Here is a 17499-nt window from a genome sequence, read left to right on the forward strand (position 1 = left end):
TGCCATTCTCGCGAGCGCACACTTGAATAATTATAGTTATCGCAGTCTATATATATCATAAAAGGGGCCGGCTGTAAAGGGGTTAATATGTTCAGCGGGGGAGTGGGTCTTTTACTCCTCCCCCACCCAATTCAGGTTATTTTGGGGGAAATTTTATATCTTTCTTATACGACCCGGGGTTATTGTGTGTTTTGTTTTTTTCCCCCTCCACGAGGACAGTTGTTTTATTTTACTGAGAGGGGCCTAATTTTTTTATTGTAAAATTTCGTGGGAAAAGTTTTAATTTACCTTCCCATTCCCCATAAGAATTTCCTTAGGCTTCCCTTTTATTTTGAAACAAAGTAGCTTGTATGGAGGTTTTCCATGTTTCCCTGGTTTTAACTAATCTTTTCAAGCATCTTGCCGGTATATCTTTGTACCTCGTTTCTTCCATCTTCCGACGCCGATGATATACTATGCACTTCCGTTGTCTTTTGAAATTCCATTTCTCTATTCAACGGATAGCCTCTTTGTTGAGTTGTCTGCAGTCTCTGCATATCTTTCGAGTCCATAAGATTTCCAAAACCTCCTAACGTTCGGTCCTTCCTTATCTATTCATGTCTAGATAAGTACTATGACCTCTGCTGACTTCTCAAGGTTCAACCATACATCACTGTATGGGTTGTCACTTCAGATTTTACTTCCATGACTTATCCTTGAGACCTCCCCGGGTAAGAACGATAACTTTCATCTCATATATCTGCCAGATTTACTGTATGGGATTCGGGTAGTGTTGGACTTCGTTTTGTTACGCAAACTCATCCATCCCAATTCAGCCTCTTATCTGGTTCTTGTTCATCAGACCGAGATTTTGCCTTAAGCTTCCTTCAGATTCCACCTCACGATGGACACCCTTGCTCTTGGCTAGTGGTTCCCACTACCAAGCCCACAGCGGACTTTCACCGCCTAGTTATCGCCCATGCCGGGCGCACGTCAAAAACGGGTACTTAAATTGTACCCGTTTTTGACCCTCTCATCGGAAGTTTTACCTGCCGTAACAGAAAACCATATTACCTATTCTTGCCGCTATAGGAAGTGACCACAACCACGCATTAGTAGAACTTTGGTCAAAATAATACAAGGCTCCGTTTGTTGGGTCAACACCACTTAACGCATCTCTTGCTGCACTTATAGCGTCAGCTGAGGCAGGTCTATTTATCCACCCATTTAACACAGGAGTAAATTGGTAATTTCCGTATGCATCGACTTGATATATCACGTCTTTTATAGTATTAGGGAAAATACCACTTTTAACTCTGTTTATTACTACGGCCGCAACTGCTACTTTAGCCTGGTATGGTTCTCCATCTGCTTCCGCGGTAACAAGTCGCGCAAGGAGGTCAAATTCCTCTTTTGTGTAGGGTATTACACCCCTTTCAATAGAACCTCTGCTGACATCCTGATATGTCCTATTAGAAGAAGTATCACGGGGTATAATAAAGACTTGTCCAGGATATATTATGTCGCTTTTGTATCCGTTTGCAGATTTGAGCATATCAACAGTAATACCGTATTTTAAAGCAATTAAGTACAAGCTGTCACCTTTTTGGACAACATATGTGTTATCACTGCCCGGCACTTGTAAAACTTGCCCTGGATATATTATTGTATTTTGAAGGCCGTTTAAAGACATCAGCTTAGTATAGGTAGTCCCGTATTTTTGACTTATACCCCATAAGGTATCGCCGGGTTTAACTGTGTAAGTTGCGGCAAATACTGATTGGGAAATAAACAATCCGGCTATAACTGATGCGATGAGAGGTTTGACCTTGATGCGAATATTAAACATGTTGTTCCCCCTTTTGCCTCCGAGGTTAGTTGACGGGTTCGGGTTAGGGACACCCTACCACAAAAGTGGATTCACCCCAATTTAGTTCCCCCGTACCCCTTATCGGGGATTCGGCATATTTTTAACTAAATTATAGCCGGATATTTAACTTGTGTCCATATTAAACTGGTGGAAAGATAGGTACTTACTGGCACTCACTGTAACCACAGAAAGGACAGAAAACACAACCTCCCTCATGAACCAATTTAGCACCGCAATCCGGACATGTAAACACATTTACATTATTTTGATCAGCTTTATTTTCTTTTAGCTGTTTTTTATCCTCTGCCACTTGGTTTTTCATTTTAATCACCTCTATATATTGTTGTATTATTATAATACCACACAATATATAGAATTTCAAGAGCAAAGTTCGATAAAAAAATAACATCACCTTAAAGGCAATGTTATGGTAAATTCACTACCTTTCCCTACTTCACTTTTTACAGTGACACTTCCTTTGTGTTCCTCAATAATCCACTTAGCAATAGCTAATCCCAATCCTGCCCCACCTGTCTCCTTGGCTCTCGCTTTGTCTACTCTGTAAAACCTATCAAAAATATGTGGAATATCTTCTTGTGGTATACCTATGCCATCATCTTTAATTTTTATATAGGCTTTTGAATTATCTTTCCCCACATCAATTTCTATATTGCCATCTGAAGAAGTGTATTTTGCTGCATTGTCTAAAAATATCCTTATAAGCTCTTTAATGAGTTTTTTGTCAGCCGTTATATTTATGTCATTTTGCCCTTTTACAACTATATTTTTGCTTTCATTTAACATTTTTATTTCCTCTGCAACTTCTTTTATTACATCCTTTAAATTAAATTGTTCCTTATTTAACTTTATTGACTTATTATCTCCTTTTGCCAACAAAAGGAGTCTTTCAATGAGATGCTCCATGTCTAACGTTTCTCTTTTAATCGCCTCTATAGCCTCTTGCAATACGGCTTTGTCCTCTTTTCCCCATCTATCCAACATGTCAATATACCCTTTTATTACAGAAATTGGGGTTCTAAGTTCGTGAGAAGCATCAGAGACAAACATGTTCTGCCTTTTAAAAGAATCTTCCAACCTATCCAGCATGTCATTAAAGGTTTTTGCCAATCTTGTAAGTTCATCGTCTTCTCCATATATTTTAAGTCTTTTATTTAACCCATGGGCATCTATCTCTCTTACTTCTTTTGTCATATAATCCACAGGTCTTAAAGCCCTCTTTGTAACGAAATATCCTGCAATAAAGGACACAAAAATTCCTGCCGCATCCGCAAAAAACATCAAAATAAAAAGTAGCTTCAAAAACAAATATTCATTTTCCATGTCTTTTATCACTTGAATATAGAACACTTTATCATCGCTTTTAAAAATGGTATTGAGGTAAGTCAAATCCTTATCATATTTGTCAATTTTAACAGGAATATCTATGTTTACATCATGAGGAATATTAATTCTTTCTAATCTTTTAGAAGAATAGATGACATTCCCTTTTTCATCAAATATTTTTGTATAAATATTTTCATTTGGTATGCTTGAAAAAATCAAATCTTTTTCAGATAAATTGACGTCCCCTTTTATTTCCCCCAGTTTACTTTTTATAGCCTCTGCCTGGCTTGTTACTTGGTCCATTGCTTGGTATATTAAATAATATTTTAAGCCGTAAAGCACAGAAGCATTAAGCGCAACCAATATTACTGAAAAAACTACAGAATAAAGAAGAGCTATCCTTAAAGTTATGCGGCGGGGCCACAGTTTAATCTTCATCCTTATCCTCCTTCAAAGTGTACCCCACTCCTCTTATGGTGTGGATTAACTTCCGGTCAAAGGGGTCGTCAATCTTGCTCCTTAAATACCTTATATATACATCCACTATGTTAGTATCTCCATAATAATCATAACCCCACACACACTCAAGGATTTTTTCCCTTGTCAAAGCTATATTCGCATTTTTAATTAAAAACTCTAAAAGGTCAAATTCTTTTTTTGTAAGTTCAATTTTTATACCCGCTCTTCTTACTTCATGAGTTGTCAAATCCATAGTGATGTCGCTATATCTTAACACATCTTTTTTAAGATGCGGCTTTTTCTTTCTCAAAGCAGCCCTCACTCTTGCAAAAAGCTCTTCTATAGAAAAGGGTTTTGTCACATAGTCATCAGCTCCAATGTCAAGTCCTTCCACTTTGTCTTTTACTTCGTACTTGGCAGTAAGCATTATAACAGGTATGTCAGAATGTTCTCTTATTTTTTTAAAACTTCAAATCCATCAATTCCCGGAAGCATTATGTCCAAAAGCACAAGGTCATAATCTCCTTCTAATGCCTCCTTTAAGCCAGAAGGTCCATCGTAAGTCACAGTGACAGTATATCCTTCATGTTCAAACTCCAATTGTAAAAAACGGGCTATGTGCTTTTCATCCTCTATGATAAGTATCTTTTCTTTCATCATTCATCACCAATGATATTATAGCATATCAAAGGTTTTATAAAAATCTGGATATGAAATATTTACACATTCAGCATTTTTTATCTTAGTTTCTCCTTCTGCTATAAGTCCAGCAACCCATAAAGACATGGCAATCCTGTGGTCGTTGTAACTTTCCACTGTATTTCCTCTTAAAAAACCCGTCCCTTCTATAATCATCCCATCTTCTGTTTCAAAAATTTTTGCTCCCATTTTCTTTAATTCTGAAGTGATTGTATTTATTCTATTGCTTTCTTTTACTTTTAACTCCTCGGCATCTTTTATCACTGTTTTCCCTTCTGCGAAGACTGCTGCAACTGCTATTACTGGAATTTCATCAATAAGCCTTGGAATAAGACTTCCTCCAATTTCAATTCCTTTTAGCCTTGAAGTCTTAACTGTTATATCCGCTACTTTTTCATTGTTTATAGTTCTTTCATTTGTTAAGACAATGTCTCCTCCCATCTCTTTTATCACATCGATAATACCAGTCCTTGTAAGATTTACATTTACATTTTTTATAGTAACCTCCGAATTTGGAACGAGAGTTGCAGCAACAATAAAATATGCTGCTGACGATATATCCCCTGGTACAATAACTCTCTGCCCTTGTAATTTGTAGCCAGGGTAACAAGTTATTTTTGTGCCATTTACATCCACTTTAGCACCAAAAGAACTAAACATGAGTTCCGTGTGATTTCTTGAAGGGTAAGGCTCTTCAATAGTCGTTTTATCATCAGCGTAAAGGCTTGCCAACATTATGCTGGACTTAACCTGTGCACTGGCAATTGGCATTTTGTAATATATGCCTTTAAGTTTGTTTCCAAAAACCGTAAGAGGTGCAAAATTTCCTTCTCTTGCTTCTATTTTCGCTCCCATCATACTAAGAGGAGTTATCACTCTTCCCATAGGGCGTCTCTTTATAGAATCATCACCTGTAAGCGTTGTCTCAAACTTTTGACCAGCGAGAATACCCATCAAAAGCCTAATGGTAGTACCCGAATTTCCTACATCAAGGATTTTTTCGCTTTTATTTAAATAAAGCCCTTTTCCATGAACTTTAGCATTTGTTCCTTTTAATTCAATATCAACTCCTAAATCCTTCATACAATTAATAGTAGATATACAATCTTCTCCCAAAAGAAAATTTTCAATTTCTGTAATCCCTTCTGCAATTGACCCAATCATTACAGCTCTATGGGATATTGACTTGTCTCCAGGGACTGAGATAATACCTTTTAAAAATCTTTTCTTTTTAACTTCAATATCCATAACAACACCTCAAGTTATAGTGTTTCGATATTTTCTTGCATCTTCAAGAAACTTTTGTATGCTGTCAATATCGTCATTTTCTAAATAACAAATAAAGTCACTTAGGACTTTCCTGTAATTTTTTAGTAACTCCAAAATAACTTCTTTGTTTGTACAAATTATGTCTTTCCATATTTCAGTCTGAGACGAGGCAATTCGCGTAGTATCTTTAAACCCACCAGCTGCGTATTTAAATGCTTCACTGCTTTTGTTATAAGCAAAATTCGTAAGGGTAGCAGAAAGAATATGAGGTACATGACTTATTATTCCGACAATGGCATCGTGTTTATTATAATCCATTATTACCGGTTTTGCACCTATTTTTATTATTACTTCATTTATAAATAATTCTAAAACATCTTCCTTTACATTATCAAAAGGCATCAACAAATAATTAGAGTTGACAAATAAATCTGCATCAGCGTTGTCATAACCTGCTTTCTCTGTGCCAGCCATAGGATGGCCCCCGATGAAAAAAATTTCATCGGGCAAAAATTTTTGCACTTCTTCCATTATAACTTTTTTTGTACTTCCAACGTCAGTTACAATGCAACCTTTTTTTAAATAAGGAAGTATATTTTTAGTCTTTTCAACAATTTTTCCAACAGGCGTGCATATAAAAACTACATCAGCATCTACTTGAAAATCAAGGTGTGTCACGCCATAAGAAATTACTCCCTCTTCAAACGCTTTGTGTAAACTATTTTCATTTATATCAACAGCCATAACTTTTATATCAGTATATTTACTTAACGCTTTTGCCAGTGACCCTCCTATAAGACCCAATCCTACAATAACCGCATTTTTTATCATACAAAATCACGCCCTACTGCTTTAGCGATAACCTTTATGTCCTCACACAAAGTCTCAAAATTTTCAGGAGTAAGGGATTGAGCCCCATCGGATAATGCATTTTTAGGGTCTGGATGTACCTCAATAATGAGGCCATCGGCTCCTGCTGCTATAGCGGCTTTAGCCATAGGAGCTACAAGGTGCCATTTCCCAGTCCCGTGACTGGGATCAACAACTATAGGCAAATGGCTCAACTTTTTTATGGCTGGGACTGCACTTAAATCCAAAGTATTTCGCGTATAAGTTTCAAACGTCCTTATTCCTCTTTCACAAAGGATGACGTCTTTATTACCCTCGCTTAGGATATACTCCGCAGCACTTAACCACTCTTCTAATGTTGCCGCAAGTCCTCTCTTTAATAAAACAGGCTTGTTGATTCTACCTACTGCTTTAAGTAATGGAAAATTTTGCATATTTCTTGTACCTATTTGTATAACATCAGCGTATTCCGCCACTAGTTCAACTGAATGGACATCCATAACTTCTGTAACAATCTTAAGTCCAGTAAGTTCTTTAGCTTCTTTTAGCATCTTTAAGCCCTCTTCTTCAAGGCCTTGGAAGGAGTAAGGTGATGTTCTCGGTTTAAATGCTCCTCCTCTTAAAAATTGAGCTCCCGCTTTTTTAACAGCCATAGCACTTTCAAAGAGTTGTTCTCTGCTTTCTACCGCACAAGGGCCCGCCATTATAACTATGTTGCTTCCACCAATTTCGATGTCTTCTACTTTTACCACAGTTGGCTCTGGTTTAAATATCTTACTAGCAAGTTTGTAAGGCTCCACAATAGGAATGACTTTTTCTACTCCCTCCATCATTTCTACAGCCTTACCTTCTAATTTTTTCTTATCACCTATAACACCTATGACTATTTTTTCTTCACCTTTTGAAATGTGGTAACCTAAACCAAGAGATGTTAAAAGATTTGTAATATCAGAGATTTGCTTATCAGTGGCATCAATATTCATAACAATTACCATTTTCAATTCCTCCATTCTACCGTTCTACTTAAATTTAGGATATGAACCTAATACTTTTAAAAAATCCGTTCTACCTTTTAACTCCTCTAAGACACTCTTTACTATTTCATCTTCTCTATGCCCCTCAATGTCCACCCAAAAAACATATTCCCCAAGTTTTTTCCTTGAAGGTCGAGATTCTATTTTTGTCATATTGATTTTTTTGTTGGCCAAAACCCCTAAAGCGTTATATAAACTGCCTGGAACATTTGGGACAGAAAAGACTATTGATGTCTTGTCTTTCCCTGTGACAACCCCGTCCTTTTGAGAAAGGACCAAAAACCTTGTATAATTTTCTTTTACATCTTGTATGTCCCTATCAATTATTCTCATACCGTAAATAACAGCTGCTCTTTCAGGACCTATCGCCACTACTCCAGGTTTAGATTTGACACCTAAGACTGCTTGGGCAGTACTGTCTGTAGCTTTTATTTCCGCATTGGGAAATTTTTTAGATATATATTCCCTGCACTGAGCAATTGCCTGCTGATGAGAAAGTATACAATGTACATCTTTAAATTCAACTGGAGCATCCGAAATCAAGCAATGGGAAATAGGTATTATCACCTCTCCTTTTATCATTATCCCATTTGCGTCGTTTATCAGCATATCTACGGCAATATTTACAGAACCTTCGATAGAGTTTTCAATAGGAATTACTGCCTCTTCGCATAAGCTATTGCTTATACAATTTATGACTTCCGGAATGGTGTTAAACTCTACAACTTCACAGTTTTCAACACCTTGTGTGTATTTTATAACAGCTTCTTCAGAAAATGTTCCTTTAGGCCCTAAATAACCAATTTTCATCCAACACCCCCTTGCAATTTATAATATTGGTGATATTTTAATACTTTGCATAAGTAAAGTCAAGTAAATTTTTCATAAAGTCTAAAAAAGATAAAGAAAAAAGCGGTTACCCGCTTATTTTAAAACTTTTAAGATTTCTTCCTCTTTAACAGTCGTAACTTCAGCTTTTCCTAAACCACGAAGAAGAACAAAATTTATTTTGGCTTCTCTACTCTTTTTATCAAGTTTTATAGCCTCTACGATGTCTTCTTTGTGCAAATCCTCATAATCTGTAGGTAATCCTGTCCTTTGTATTAAAGAAAAAATTCTTTCAAAATATTTTTCATCAATATACCCTAAATTTAATGCAAGTTTACAAGCGTATACCATACCTATAGCAACAGCTTCACCGTGAATATACCTCTCATAACCTGTTAAAGCTTCAATGGCATGTCCTATTGTATGGCCAAAATTTAATATTGAACGCAGGTTTTCTTCTTTTTCATCAAGAGATACGATTTTCCCTTTTATTTCGCAAGATTTTTTGATTATATGCCTTAATTTATCTTCTTTTAAATCTAAAATTTCATAAATGTTGCTTTCAATATACTCAAATAAACTAAAATCCCATATAATACCATATTTGATTATTTCAGCTAATCCACCAAGTATTTCTCTTTTATCTAACGTGTTTAAAACGGCGGTGTCTATATATACCATTTTAGGTTGATGAAAAGCTCCTATTATGTTTTTGCCTTTTTTTAGATTGACTGCTACTTTGCCCCCTACACTGCTATCAACCTGCGCCAACAAAGTCGTAGGAATTTGCACAAAGTCTATTCCCCTCATGTAAGTTGCTGCGACAAATCCAGCTATGTCTCCTACAACGCCTCCTCCAAGAGCTATAACTGAACTGTCTCTTAAAAGTCCATAGTCATAAGCTTTTTCAAGAAGCCTTTGTGCCATTTCCATTGTTTTACTTGTTTCCCCTGCAGGAATAACTTCATATGACACATCAAAACGACTTTTTTTAAGACTTTCATTGAGTTTTTCAAAATACAAAGGATAAACATTAGAATCAGTTATTACAAATGTTTTACTGCTTCTCACATGTTTCTTTATCACTTCTCCTACTTTATCCAAATAATCATAGGCAAAATAAATAGGATAAGACCTTTCTTTTAAATCAACTGTTATAAAATCCAAAGTTCACACCTCACACTTTTTTATTTTAATATTATACATCATTAAAAAGAAAAAGTTAAGCAAAATGAGTAAAACAATATTTCAGCTTAAACTTCTTCTGGCTCTTTATCAAAATAATAGAGGTACATGTCTTCAAATTCTGGTTCTACTGATTATTAAAAAACAAAAAGGACAGTCTCTTTTACTGCCCTCTTGATTCATTATAGCATTTTTTCAAACTCATCAAGCAATTTTTCAAAAACATCCAAAGCTTCATTTACTGGTTTTGGAGTAGTTAAATCCACTCCTGCCTTCTTTAAAAGGTTTAAGGGATAATCAGAGCTCCCGCTCTTTAAAAACTCCTTATACCTTTCTACAGCTTTTTCCCCCTCATTTAATATCATCTGAGAAATAGCTATTGCCGCAGAAAATCCAGTAGCATATTTATAAACATAGAAATTTCTATAAAAATGTGGGATTCTCGCCCACTCATAGCTTATTCCTTCATCTACCACTATGTCATCTCCATAGTAGAGCTTATTTAATTCATAATATTTTTTGTTTAACACTTCCGCTGTAAGAGGTTCTCCTCTCTCTGCCATTTCGTGTATGAGTTTTTCAAACTCAGCAAACATAACTTGCCGATAGACTGTCCCTCTAAATTCCTCAAAGAAGTGGTTCAAAAGATAAAGTTTTTCTTTTTCATCTTTAGAATTTTTTAAAAGATAATTCATAAGTATAGCTTCATTGCAAGTAGAAGCTACTTCTGCCACAAAAATCTTATAACCTGCATACACATAGGGCTGGGTCGCATTTGAGTAATAGGTATGCAAAGAATGTCCCATTTCATGGGCAATTGTAAATACATCATTTAATTTGCCCTGATAGTTTAAAAGTACATAAGGGTGAGTGCCATAAGTTCCCCATGAATAAGCTCCAGAAGTTTTTCCTCGATTTTCATATACGTCCACCCAACGAGAATTAAATCCTTTCCTTAGTAAATTTATGTATTCATCTCCTAACGGTTGTAGTCCTTCTAGCACGAGGTTAATTGCTTCTTCATATGTAAATTTCTTATCATATTCCTGTATCAAGGGCACATACAAGTCATACATGTGAAGCTCATCTAAACCTAAAAGCTTCTTTTTAAGCCTCACATATCTATGTAATACATCAAGTCTACTATGTACTGTCTCTATAAGATTGTTGTAAACTTCTACACTAACATTGTCTTCAAAAAGTGAAGCTTCCAAAGAAGAATTGTATTTCCGTGTTTTAGCGTAGAAAATATCTTTCTTTACATTCCCCGCCATTGTAGAAGCAAAAGTATTTATAAATTTTTTGTATGTGTCATACATGGCGTTAAATGCGGCTTTTCTGACGTTTCTGTCTTTACTCTGCATGAAGCGTACAAAATTGCCATGAGTCACTTCTACTTCTTTGCCTTCTTCATCTTTAATAGTGGGGAATCTCATGTCAGCATTATTCAACATAGTATATACATTTGAAACAGATTCTGCCAATGTTTCTGCTTCTGCTAATATTTTTTCTTCTTCCGATGAAAGTACATGAGGTTTAAACCTGATTAAATCTTCAAGATATTGCTTATAAATCTTTAATTCTTCTAATTCTTCTATCATTTCCATTAATTTTTGTGTATCAATGGATAAAATCTCTGGAGCTATAAAAGAAGTAGCACTCATAACTTCAACATTGAGTCTCATGGCCTTGTCAGTCAAAGCTTGATATTTGGGATTAGTATTATCTTCGTCTCTTCTCATACGGGCATAGGCAAAAATTTTGCTGGCTGTCATCCCAATTTGGTCATTAAGTTTTAGTACCTCTAATAAATTTCTTGAAGTGTTAATTTTGCCTTTAAACTTTACAATCTCTTTTAAAAGCTCTTTAGTCTTGTTATAGTCTTCTTCCCACAAATTCTCATTTTCATATATATCTTCAAGTCGCCATTTATACTTATCTTCAATTTCGCTTCTATCTTTTAAAACCTCCACTTTAATCCCCCCGTTCAACTTTTTCAAATATCTCTTTCTTAAGCCTTATCCCTGTAGGAGTCTTTGCAAGTCCCCCTTCTGCAGTTTCCCTTAAAGCGTAAGGTATAGCTTTCCCTACTTTATACATAGCTTCTACCACTTCGTCAAAGGGTATGACACTGTCCATTCCTGCTATTGCAAAATCAGCGCATATCATAGCATTAAGCGCCCCAAGGGCATTTCTCTTTTCACAAGGGATTTCTACCAACCCTGCAACTGGGTCGCATACAAGCCCTAGCAAATTCATTATAGCAAAAGAAGCTGCCGTCAAACACTGTTCTGGTGTTCCCCCCATAAGTTCTACTAAAGCTGCTGCAGCCATCGCTGAAGCAGAACCTACTTCTGCTTGACATCCCCCCTCAGCTCCAGATAAAGTAGCATTTTTAGCTATTATAATACCTATGCCGGTAGCAGTGAAAAGAGCTCTTGTCATATCATCATCACTTTTGCCAAATTTTCTCGCCACTGTAATAAGAGCTCCCGGAATAACTCCACTGGAACCTGCAGTAGGAGCAGCAACAATTTTACCCATAGAAGCATTTACTTCTGTCACTGCAAGAGCAGAAGCAGCAGCTTTTGCCATTGTTTCACAAGAAAGAGTATTGCCAATGATTATTCTTTCATATAGTTTTTTTGCATCTCCACCTGATAAACCACTTACTGATTTTAAATCTTCATTTAAACCTTTATTAATAGCTTCTTTCATTACTTTGAGGTTATTTCTCATCTTTTGAAAAATTGTATCAAGGCCTTCTCCTGTCTTTTCTTGCTCCGCTAGCACCACAATTTGCGATATTGGTAAGTTAAATTTTTTTGTAAGTTCTAATAGTTCATAACCATGATTAAATTGATACATTTTATACCTCCATTACATAGGATTTATTATTATGGCATTTAAAATTCCATCAATGTTTTTTATGGTTTCTTTTGCAGCATCAGGTATTTTTTGGTCTGATTCTATGACCATAATAGCTTTGTCACCTTTTGAATGCCTGTACACTCTCATAAAAGCTATATTTATTTTGTAATCTGCAAAAATTTTAGTGACATTTGCCACTATCCCTGGTCTATCTATGTGATTTGTAATCAACGTTTCATATTCACCAGTAAACTCTACCTCTATGCCATTTATCTCTTTTAAAAGCACATTTCCTCCACCAATAGAACATCCTAAAATGCTGTTTTTCTGTCCACTTTTACCTGTTATTATCATTTTTACAGTATTGGGATGTGGTGATTCTTCGTCACTTTCAGTAAATTTAAACTTTATCCCTTGCTGTCTTGCTATTTCAAAAGAATGAGGCAGTTTCTCATCATCTGGGTCAAAACCTAATATCCCTGCCACAAGAGCCTTATCCGTACCATGTCCCCTATATGTACGGGCAAAAGATTCATACAATACAAATTCCACTTCTGATATATCCTCTTCCACAATTTCTCGAGCAATTTTCGCAAGCCTTGCGGCCCCTGCTGTATGAGAACTGCTGGGTCCAATCATCACAGGCCCCATAATATCAAATACACTGTATTCTCTCATACAAAATCCCCTTACGTAAAAGTTTTCTTAACTATATTGTACCTTTAGCCCTATAAAAATGCAATAGAACAACAAGCCAGTAAATCTGACTTATTGCTTTTTTATTTTCAATTTTTTTATATTTAAGGGTTTTAGCTTATTATGCTTGATTAGCACCTCTTTAAAAGCTACGTCAATAGTCGTACCTTTTTGATACTCTAAATATACTTCTTCAAAAAATTCTTTGCCGAATTTTTCAAATAAAAGTTCTATATATTCATCTGTATTTTCTTCATCATATGAGATTTTTCCAAAAACAAAATTTTTGCCCTTAGACCATTTTAACTTCATGATTTTTTACTCTTCCTTTATCAAAACAGCTCTTGTAGGGGAGGCTTCGGCACCTCTAATTTTTAAAGGCGCAGCATATAAGAAATATTCTCCTTCTTCTACATCTTTTAACCGTAGTCCCTCAAGAATAACTATACCTGCTCCTAAAAGAATCTTGTGAGTTTCATGCTCCGGCTGATTTCTCTCAATTCCTAACGCATCAATACCTACACCAATTACACCTTTTTCTTTTAAAAACTGGGCACCGCTTTTATCTAAATAGACAAATTCAAAATCGAAATCCTCTCTAAAAGAATTTCTTGTTTTAAATATTATAAAATCTCCTTTTTGAATGTCTTTACTTGCAAGGTCTTCCGATGTTATTTTATCAGATATATTTGTAAAGTCAAATACTTTACATTTAGTTATAACCTTATTGAGGTCTATATTTTCTACTGTATCTCCTCCCCTAATCATGTGTAGAGGAGCATCAATATGCGCTCCTGTATGCATGTCCATGCTAATACAGGACTCTCTCACATCGCCACTATCAACAGTAATAGTATGTTTAGGCCTTTTCTCTTCTTTATTTTTGTAAACAGTCATATTTTCGTGAATTTCCATTGAAATATCGTATATTTTCATTTAATTTACCCCCTTCTTTTATACATTCCACCACATTCTATTGTCCCTTAGTAACAGCTCATTTGCTTCTTTAGGTCCCCAGGTCCCTGGCTGATAATTAGGAAAGTCAGGCGTTTTGTCTTTCCATGCTTCAGCAATAGCATCTACAAACTTCCAAGAATATTCTACCTCATCCCATCGCGTAAATAAAGTAGAATCTCCTCTCATGACATCGTAAAGAAGTCTTTCATAAGCTTCTGGAGAATTATTTGAAATCTGGCAATTTTGACAAAAATCCATATTTACAGGTTGTATGGTGATATCTCCTGCCCCAGGGACTTTTGCATTAAATTGAAGCTTTACACCTTCCTCAGGTTGAATTTTTATAACTAACAAATTTGGCAATAAATTTTTATATTCTTTAAAATACAAGATTCCTGGCAACGGTTTGAACTGTATTACAATTTGTGTAGACTTTTCCGGCATTCTTTTGCCTGTGCGAATGTAGAAAGGTACTCCTGCCCAGCGAAAATTTTCTACATGCACTTTCAAAGCTACAAATGTCTCTGTACTAGAAGTAGGGGAAACTTTGTCTTCTTGTCTATATCCTGCATACTGCCCTCTCACAACATTTTTCTCAACAGCCTCTGGAGTAAATATCTCCAAAGACTTCAGAACTTTTACCTTCTCGTCTCTTATAGATTCTGTATCGAGGTTTACAGGCGGTTCCATTGCCGTTAAAGTTAGAAGTTGAAGCATGTGATTTTGTACCATATCTCGTAACGCCCCGGCTTTTTCATAATACCCACCGCGATTTTCTATTCCGACTATTTCATTTGAAGAAATCTGAACATTATCAATATACCTTCTGTTCCACACAGGTTCAAAAAATACATTAGCAAATCTAATTATCATTATGTTCTGAAGCATCTCTTTTCCCAGATAATGGTCTATCCTGTAGGTATTCCTTTCCGTGAAAACATCAGTTATTATTTTATTTAATTTCCGTGCCGATTCCAAATCTTCTCCAAAAGGTTTTTCTATGACCACCCTTTGCCAGGAAGTCTCATTATTTACCATACCATGCCTATAGAGTTTTTCAACAATTATACCGAAATATTCTGGAGCTACTGCAAGATAGTATACCCTATTGCCCTTTGTATTGTATTTTTCATCAAGTTCTTTTAAAAAAGAACTTAATTCCATATAGCCATTATCATATACAAAGTCAAATCTCTTATAATATATCCTTTCACTTAAATCTTGCCAAACTTTTTCATCAATGTCAAATCTCGAATAATTTTTAACGGACTCTAATACTTCCTTCCTATATTGTTCCTCTGTTTTGTCTCTTCTTCCTATGGATACAACAGCAAAATTTTCAGGAAGAATTTTTTGGTATTTCAAATTGTACAAAGCAGGCATAAGTTTTCTGTGAGTCAAATCCCCTGTCCCGCCAAATATAACCATTATATTAGATATATTATTTTTAACCATAAAACCACCTCTATTAATTCTTTTCCACCGCATGTCCTCCAAACTCATTTCTCAAAGCAGCTACAACCTTTCCTGCAAATGTATCTTCTTGCTCTGAACGATATCTCATAAATAAAGACTGTGCAATTACAGGCACTGGCACTTTGAGGTTTAAAGCTTCTTCTACCGTCCAGAGTCCTTCTCCAGAAGAGTGCATTACTCCTTTTATCCCAGACAATTTAGGGTCTTTTTCAAAAGCTTTTTCCATAAGCTCCATAAGCCATCCGCGAATCACTGACCCATGACTCCAAACTCTGGCCACTTCTTTTAAATCAAAATCAAACTGACTTTTCTCTAAAACCTCAAACCCTTCTCCTATAGCTTGCATCATTCCGTATTCTATGCCGTTGTGAACCATTTTTGCAAAATGTCCTGAGCCGTTTTTGCCTGTATGTAAATAACCGTTTTCCGCACTTATATCCCTAATTAGAGGTTCAATATATTTAAAGACCTCATCTTCTGCTCCTATCATGGTGCAAGCCCCATGTCTTGCTCCTTCAATTCCTCCACTTGTGCCTACATCTACAAAATCAATTTCTTTTTCTTTAAGCATCTCATACCTTCTTAAAGTATCTTTATAGTAGGAATTGCCGCCGTCTATTATGATGTCATGTTCTTCAAGCAAGGGAACTAATTTTTCTATCATTTCGTCAACAGGGTCTCCTGCAGGTACCATAAGCCATATTATTCTTCTCCTTTCAAGTTTTTTTACTAAATCTTCAATTGTATAAGCTCCTTTTATTCCTTCCTTTTCAGCCTCCTTTATTTTCTCAGGTGACCTGTTATATGCCACTACCTCATGCCCATGGTCTCTCATATTTAAAGCAAGATTAAATCCCATTCGTCCTAATCCAATTAAACCTACCTTCATATAAATCCTCCTTAATAATAATTATTGTTGTATAATATTTTTTACTTGAGTGTGTTATATAATTATATCACACATTTTAAAAATTTAAATGACGAAAATCACATGCTTTCATTTAAAAAGCAAGGAAAAACCCTGCTTAATACCTTTACACTATTATTTTCCCTTGTTTTTATCTGCAATATAACAAATTTTAAAAAGGGACCTATTTTAGTCCCTTTTACCTTATTCTTAAATACACTTTTAAATAATTTATCATATTTTTAGCATTTTCTTCATAGGTGTCTATATAAATATTTTTTCCATCAATTGTATAACTAAAATCCGTAAAACCTTGATTCATAAGGTACTCTTTTACAGAGTTTTCCCCTAAATCTCCTTGTGCAATAAGGATTTTTTCTCCCACATATTTCCCATTTACATATATACTAAATGTATCTGTAGGTACTTTTAAATTTGCATTTCCATTGTCTGGTGTAACAATTATACCAGGCGCTATGGAATTTTGCCCGTATGGATAATTCAACATTAAACATCACCTCTACTTTATTTTACTCAAAAGAATTTAACATATTCTTAACAAAAAGCGGATTGTTTTATAATCTACAATCATTTATAATAATTTGTGAATAAACAAAAAGGGGGATGTTACGTGTCAAAAAATAAAAAATTTTGTATTTTATATGCACTGGCAATTCCTGTAGAAGTCAAATGGCAGAAGGTTTTGGCAAATATTATGGAAAAGATGATTTTGAAGTATATAGTGGTGGTGTAGAAGCTCACGGTTTAAACCCAAAAGCTGTACAAGTTATGAAGGAAATAGGAATTGACATAAGCAATCAAACTTCCGATTTATTGGATGAAAATATCCTTTTTAAAGCAGATTATGTGATAACTTTATGTGGTGATGCAAGAGATAAATGTCCTGCTTTGCCTCCTTCAATAAAAAGCCTCCATTGGGACTTAGAAGACCCTGCAAGAGCAACAGGCACAGAAGAAGAAGTTTTAAATAAATTTCGTGAAATAAGAGATATAATCAAAGAAAATGTAAAAAATTTGATAGAAGACATAAAAAAGCACTCGCACTAATCACGAGT

17 protein-coding genes, 2 pseudogenes and 1 riboswitch are annotated in these 17499 nt (G+C 35.3%); of the genes and pseudogenes, 1 reads left to right on the forward strand and 18 read right to left on the reverse strand.

Translation table 11 applies throughout. The annotated features are described in order from the left end of the window. Window positions 1-379: 379 nt before the first annotated feature. The 18 genes and pseudogenes from THESIDRAFT1_RS13340 to THESIDRAFT1_RS12215 all read right to left on the reverse strand — a co-directional run. Window positions 380-551, reverse strand: a pseudogene (locus tag THESIDRAFT1_RS13340) (group II intron reverse transcriptase/maturase); the annotation flags it as partial. Window positions 552-1024: 473 nt separating this feature from the next. After that, entirely contained in the window at window positions 1025-1828 is an 804-nt protein-coding gene (locus tag THESIDRAFT1_RS12140) for a cell wall hydrolase (protein WP_004404048.1), read from the reverse strand. Next, window positions 1828-1954, reverse strand: a riboswitch (cyclic di-AMP (ydaO/yuaA leader). It overlaps the preceding gene by 1 nt. 58 nt (window positions 1955-2012) lie before the next feature. Next, the gene (locus THESIDRAFT1_RS14400; protein WP_019907605.1) at window positions 2013-2171 is read right to left on the reverse strand and encodes a hypothetical protein; all 159 of its coding nucleotides are present in this window, start codon (window positions 2169-2171) and stop codon (window positions 2013-2015) included. Window positions 2172-2257: 86 nt separating this feature from the next. Next, window positions 2258-3631: a sensor histidine kinase gene (locus THESIDRAFT1_RS12145; protein WP_006570511.1), complete on the reverse strand. Its 1374-nt coding sequence runs from the start codon at window positions 3629-3631 to the stop codon at window positions 2258-2260. Continuing rightward, window positions 3621-4309: pseudogene (locus tag THESIDRAFT1_RS12150) on the reverse strand (response regulator transcription factor). Before THESIDRAFT1_RS12150 ends, THESIDRAFT1_RS12145 begins: the two are co-directional and overlap by 11 nt. An 18-nt stretch (window positions 4310-4327) precedes the next feature. Next, window positions 4328-5599, reverse strand: a complete 1272-nt coding sequence (aroA, locus tag THESIDRAFT1_RS12155) for a 3-phosphoshikimate 1-carboxyvinyltransferase (RefSeq protein WP_006570513.1) — start codon at window positions 5597-5599, stop codon at window positions 4328-4330. A gap of 9 nt (window positions 5600-5608) precedes the next feature. Beyond that, window positions 5609-6451 (reverse strand): prephenate dehydrogenase, encoded by an 843-nt coding sequence (locus tag THESIDRAFT1_RS12160; protein WP_006570514.1) that lies wholly within the window; start codon window positions 6449-6451, stop codon window positions 5609-5611. After that, window positions 6448-7464 carry a 3-deoxy-7-phosphoheptulonate synthase gene (aroF, locus tag THESIDRAFT1_RS12165; protein ID WP_003869459.1) on the reverse strand — a complete coding sequence of 339 codons (1017 nt, stop codon included), beginning with the start codon at window positions 7462-7464 and terminating at the stop codon, window positions 6448-6450. Before aroF ends, THESIDRAFT1_RS12160 begins: the two co-directional genes overlap by 4 nt. A 24-nt stretch (window positions 7465-7488) precedes the next feature. After that, window positions 7489-8313 (reverse strand): prephenate dehydratase, encoded by an 825-nt coding sequence (gene pheA, locus THESIDRAFT1_RS12170; protein ID WP_006570515.1) that lies wholly within the window; start codon window positions 8311-8313, stop codon window positions 7489-7491. A gap of 114 nt (window positions 8314-8427) precedes the next feature. Continuing rightward, entirely contained in the window at window positions 8428-9498 is a 1071-nt protein-coding gene (aroB, locus tag THESIDRAFT1_RS12175; protein WP_006570516.1) for a 3-dehydroquinate synthase, read from the reverse strand. A gap of 200 nt (window positions 9499-9698) precedes the next feature. Further along, on the reverse strand, window positions 9699-11489 hold the full coding sequence (pepF, locus tag THESIDRAFT1_RS12180; protein WP_003869462.1) for an oligoendopeptidase F: 1791 nt from the start codon (window positions 11487-11489) through the stop codon (window positions 9699-9701). Between the two features lies 1 nt (window position 11490). Continuing rightward, the gene (gene sdaAA / locus THESIDRAFT1_RS12185; RefSeq protein WP_003869463.1) at window positions 11491-12384 is read right to left on the reverse strand and encodes an L-serine ammonia-lyase, iron-sulfur-dependent, subunit alpha; all 894 of its coding nucleotides are present in this window, start codon (window positions 12382-12384) and stop codon (window positions 11491-11493) included. Window positions 12385-12396: 12 nt separating this feature from the next. After that, window positions 12397-13065, reverse strand: a complete 669-nt coding sequence (gene sdaAB / locus THESIDRAFT1_RS12190; RefSeq protein WP_003869464.1) for an L-serine ammonia-lyase, iron-sulfur-dependent subunit beta — start codon at window positions 13063-13065, stop codon at window positions 12397-12399. Between the two features lie 90 nt (window positions 13066-13155). Beyond that, window positions 13156-13395, reverse strand: a complete 240-nt coding sequence (locus tag THESIDRAFT1_RS12195) for a hypothetical protein (protein WP_003868625.1) — start codon at window positions 13393-13395, stop codon at window positions 13156-13158. A 6-nt stretch (window positions 13396-13401) separates the two neighbouring features. Next, window positions 13402-14019 carry a cyclase family protein gene (locus tag THESIDRAFT1_RS12200; RefSeq protein ID WP_003868626.1) on the reverse strand — a complete coding sequence of 206 codons (618 nt, stop codon included), beginning with the start codon at window positions 14017-14019 and terminating at the stop codon, window positions 13402-13404. An 18-nt stretch (window positions 14020-14037) separates the two neighbouring features. After that, window positions 14038-15495, reverse strand: a complete 1458-nt coding sequence (gene zwf / locus THESIDRAFT1_RS12205; protein ID WP_006570517.1) for a glucose-6-phosphate dehydrogenase — start codon at window positions 15493-15495, stop codon at window positions 14038-14040. 13 nt (window positions 15496-15508) lie between these two features. Further along, window positions 15509-16405, reverse strand: a complete 897-nt coding sequence (gene gnd / locus THESIDRAFT1_RS12210) for a phosphogluconate dehydrogenase (NAD(+)-dependent, decarboxylating) (protein WP_004404005.1) — start codon at window positions 16403-16405, stop codon at window positions 15509-15511. Window positions 16406-16622: 217 nt separating this feature from the next. Then, window positions 16623-16931 carry a hypothetical protein gene (locus THESIDRAFT1_RS12215; protein ID WP_003869468.1) on the reverse strand — a complete coding sequence of 103 codons (309 nt, stop codon included), beginning with the start codon at window positions 16929-16931 and terminating at the stop codon, window positions 16623-16625. Between the two features lie 143 nt (window positions 16932-17074). Between THESIDRAFT1_RS12215 and arsC the strand changes: the two genes are divergently transcribed. Then, entirely contained in the window at window positions 17075-17491 is a 417-nt protein-coding gene (gene arsC, locus THESIDRAFT1_RS12220; RefSeq protein WP_483027936.1) for an arsenate reductase (thioredoxin), read from the forward strand. The last annotated feature ends 8 nt before the right edge of the window (window positions 17492-17499 follow it).

It is taken from the genome of Thermoanaerobacter siderophilus SR4 (assembly GCF_000262445.1).
Taxonomy (GTDB): Bacteria; Bacillota; Thermoanaerobacteria; order Thermoanaerobacterales; family Thermoanaerobacteraceae; genus Thermoanaerobacter; species Thermoanaerobacter ethanolicus.

Bases quoted from the DNA above. Each gene is read 5' to 3' on its own strand.
- sdaAA (WP_003869463.1), bottom strand. From the start codon at position 12,384: ATGTATCAATTTAATCATGGTTATGAACTATTAGAACTTACAAAAAAA.
- THESIDRAFT1_RS12145 (WP_006570511.1), bottom strand. From the start codon at position 3,631: ATGAAGATTAAACTGTGGCCCCGCCGCATAACTTTAAGGATAGCTCTT.
- sdaAB (WP_003869464.1), bottom strand. From the start codon at position 13,065: ATGAGAGAATACAGTGTATTTGATATTATGGGGCCTGTGATGATTGGA.
- THESIDRAFT1_RS12160 (WP_006570514.1), bottom strand. From the start codon at position 6,451: ATGATAAAAAATGCGGTTATTGTAGGATTGGGTCTTATAGGAGGGTCA.
- THESIDRAFT1_RS14400 (WP_019907605.1), bottom strand. From the start codon at position 2,171: ATGAAAAACCAAGTGGCAGAGGATAAAAAACAGCTAAAAGAAAATAAA.
- gnd (WP_004404005.1), bottom strand. From the start codon at position 16,405: ATGAAGGTAGGTTTAATTGGATTAGGACGAATGGGATTTAATCTTGCT.
- THESIDRAFT1_RS12215 (WP_003869468.1), bottom strand. From the start codon at position 16,931: ATGTTGAATTATCCATACGGGCAAAATTCCATAGCGCCTGGTATAATT.
- THESIDRAFT1_RS12140 (WP_004404048.1), bottom strand. From the start codon at position 1,828: ATGTTTAATATTCGCATCAAGGTCAAACCTCTCATCGCATCAGTTATA.
- THESIDRAFT1_RS12200 (WP_003868626.1), bottom strand. From the start codon at position 14,019: ATGAAAATATACGATATTTCAATGGAAATTCACGAAAATATGACTGTT.
- aroF (WP_003869459.1), bottom strand. From the start codon at position 7,464: ATGGTAATTGTTATGAATATTGATGCCACTGATAAGCAAATCTCTGAT.
- zwf (WP_006570517.1), bottom strand. From the start codon at position 15,495: ATGGTTAAAAATAATATATCTAATATAATGGTTATATTTGGCGGGACA.
- aroA (WP_006570513.1), bottom strand. From the start codon at position 5,599: ATGGATATTGAAGTTAAAAAGAAAAGATTTTTAAAAGGTATTATCTCA.
- pheA (WP_006570515.1), bottom strand. From the start codon at position 8,313: ATGAAAATTGGTTATTTAGGGCCTAAAGGAACATTTTCTGAAGAAGCT.
- THESIDRAFT1_RS12195 (WP_003868625.1), bottom strand. From the start codon at position 13,395: ATGAAGTTAAAATGGTCTAAGGGCAAAAATTTTGTTTTTGGAAAAATC.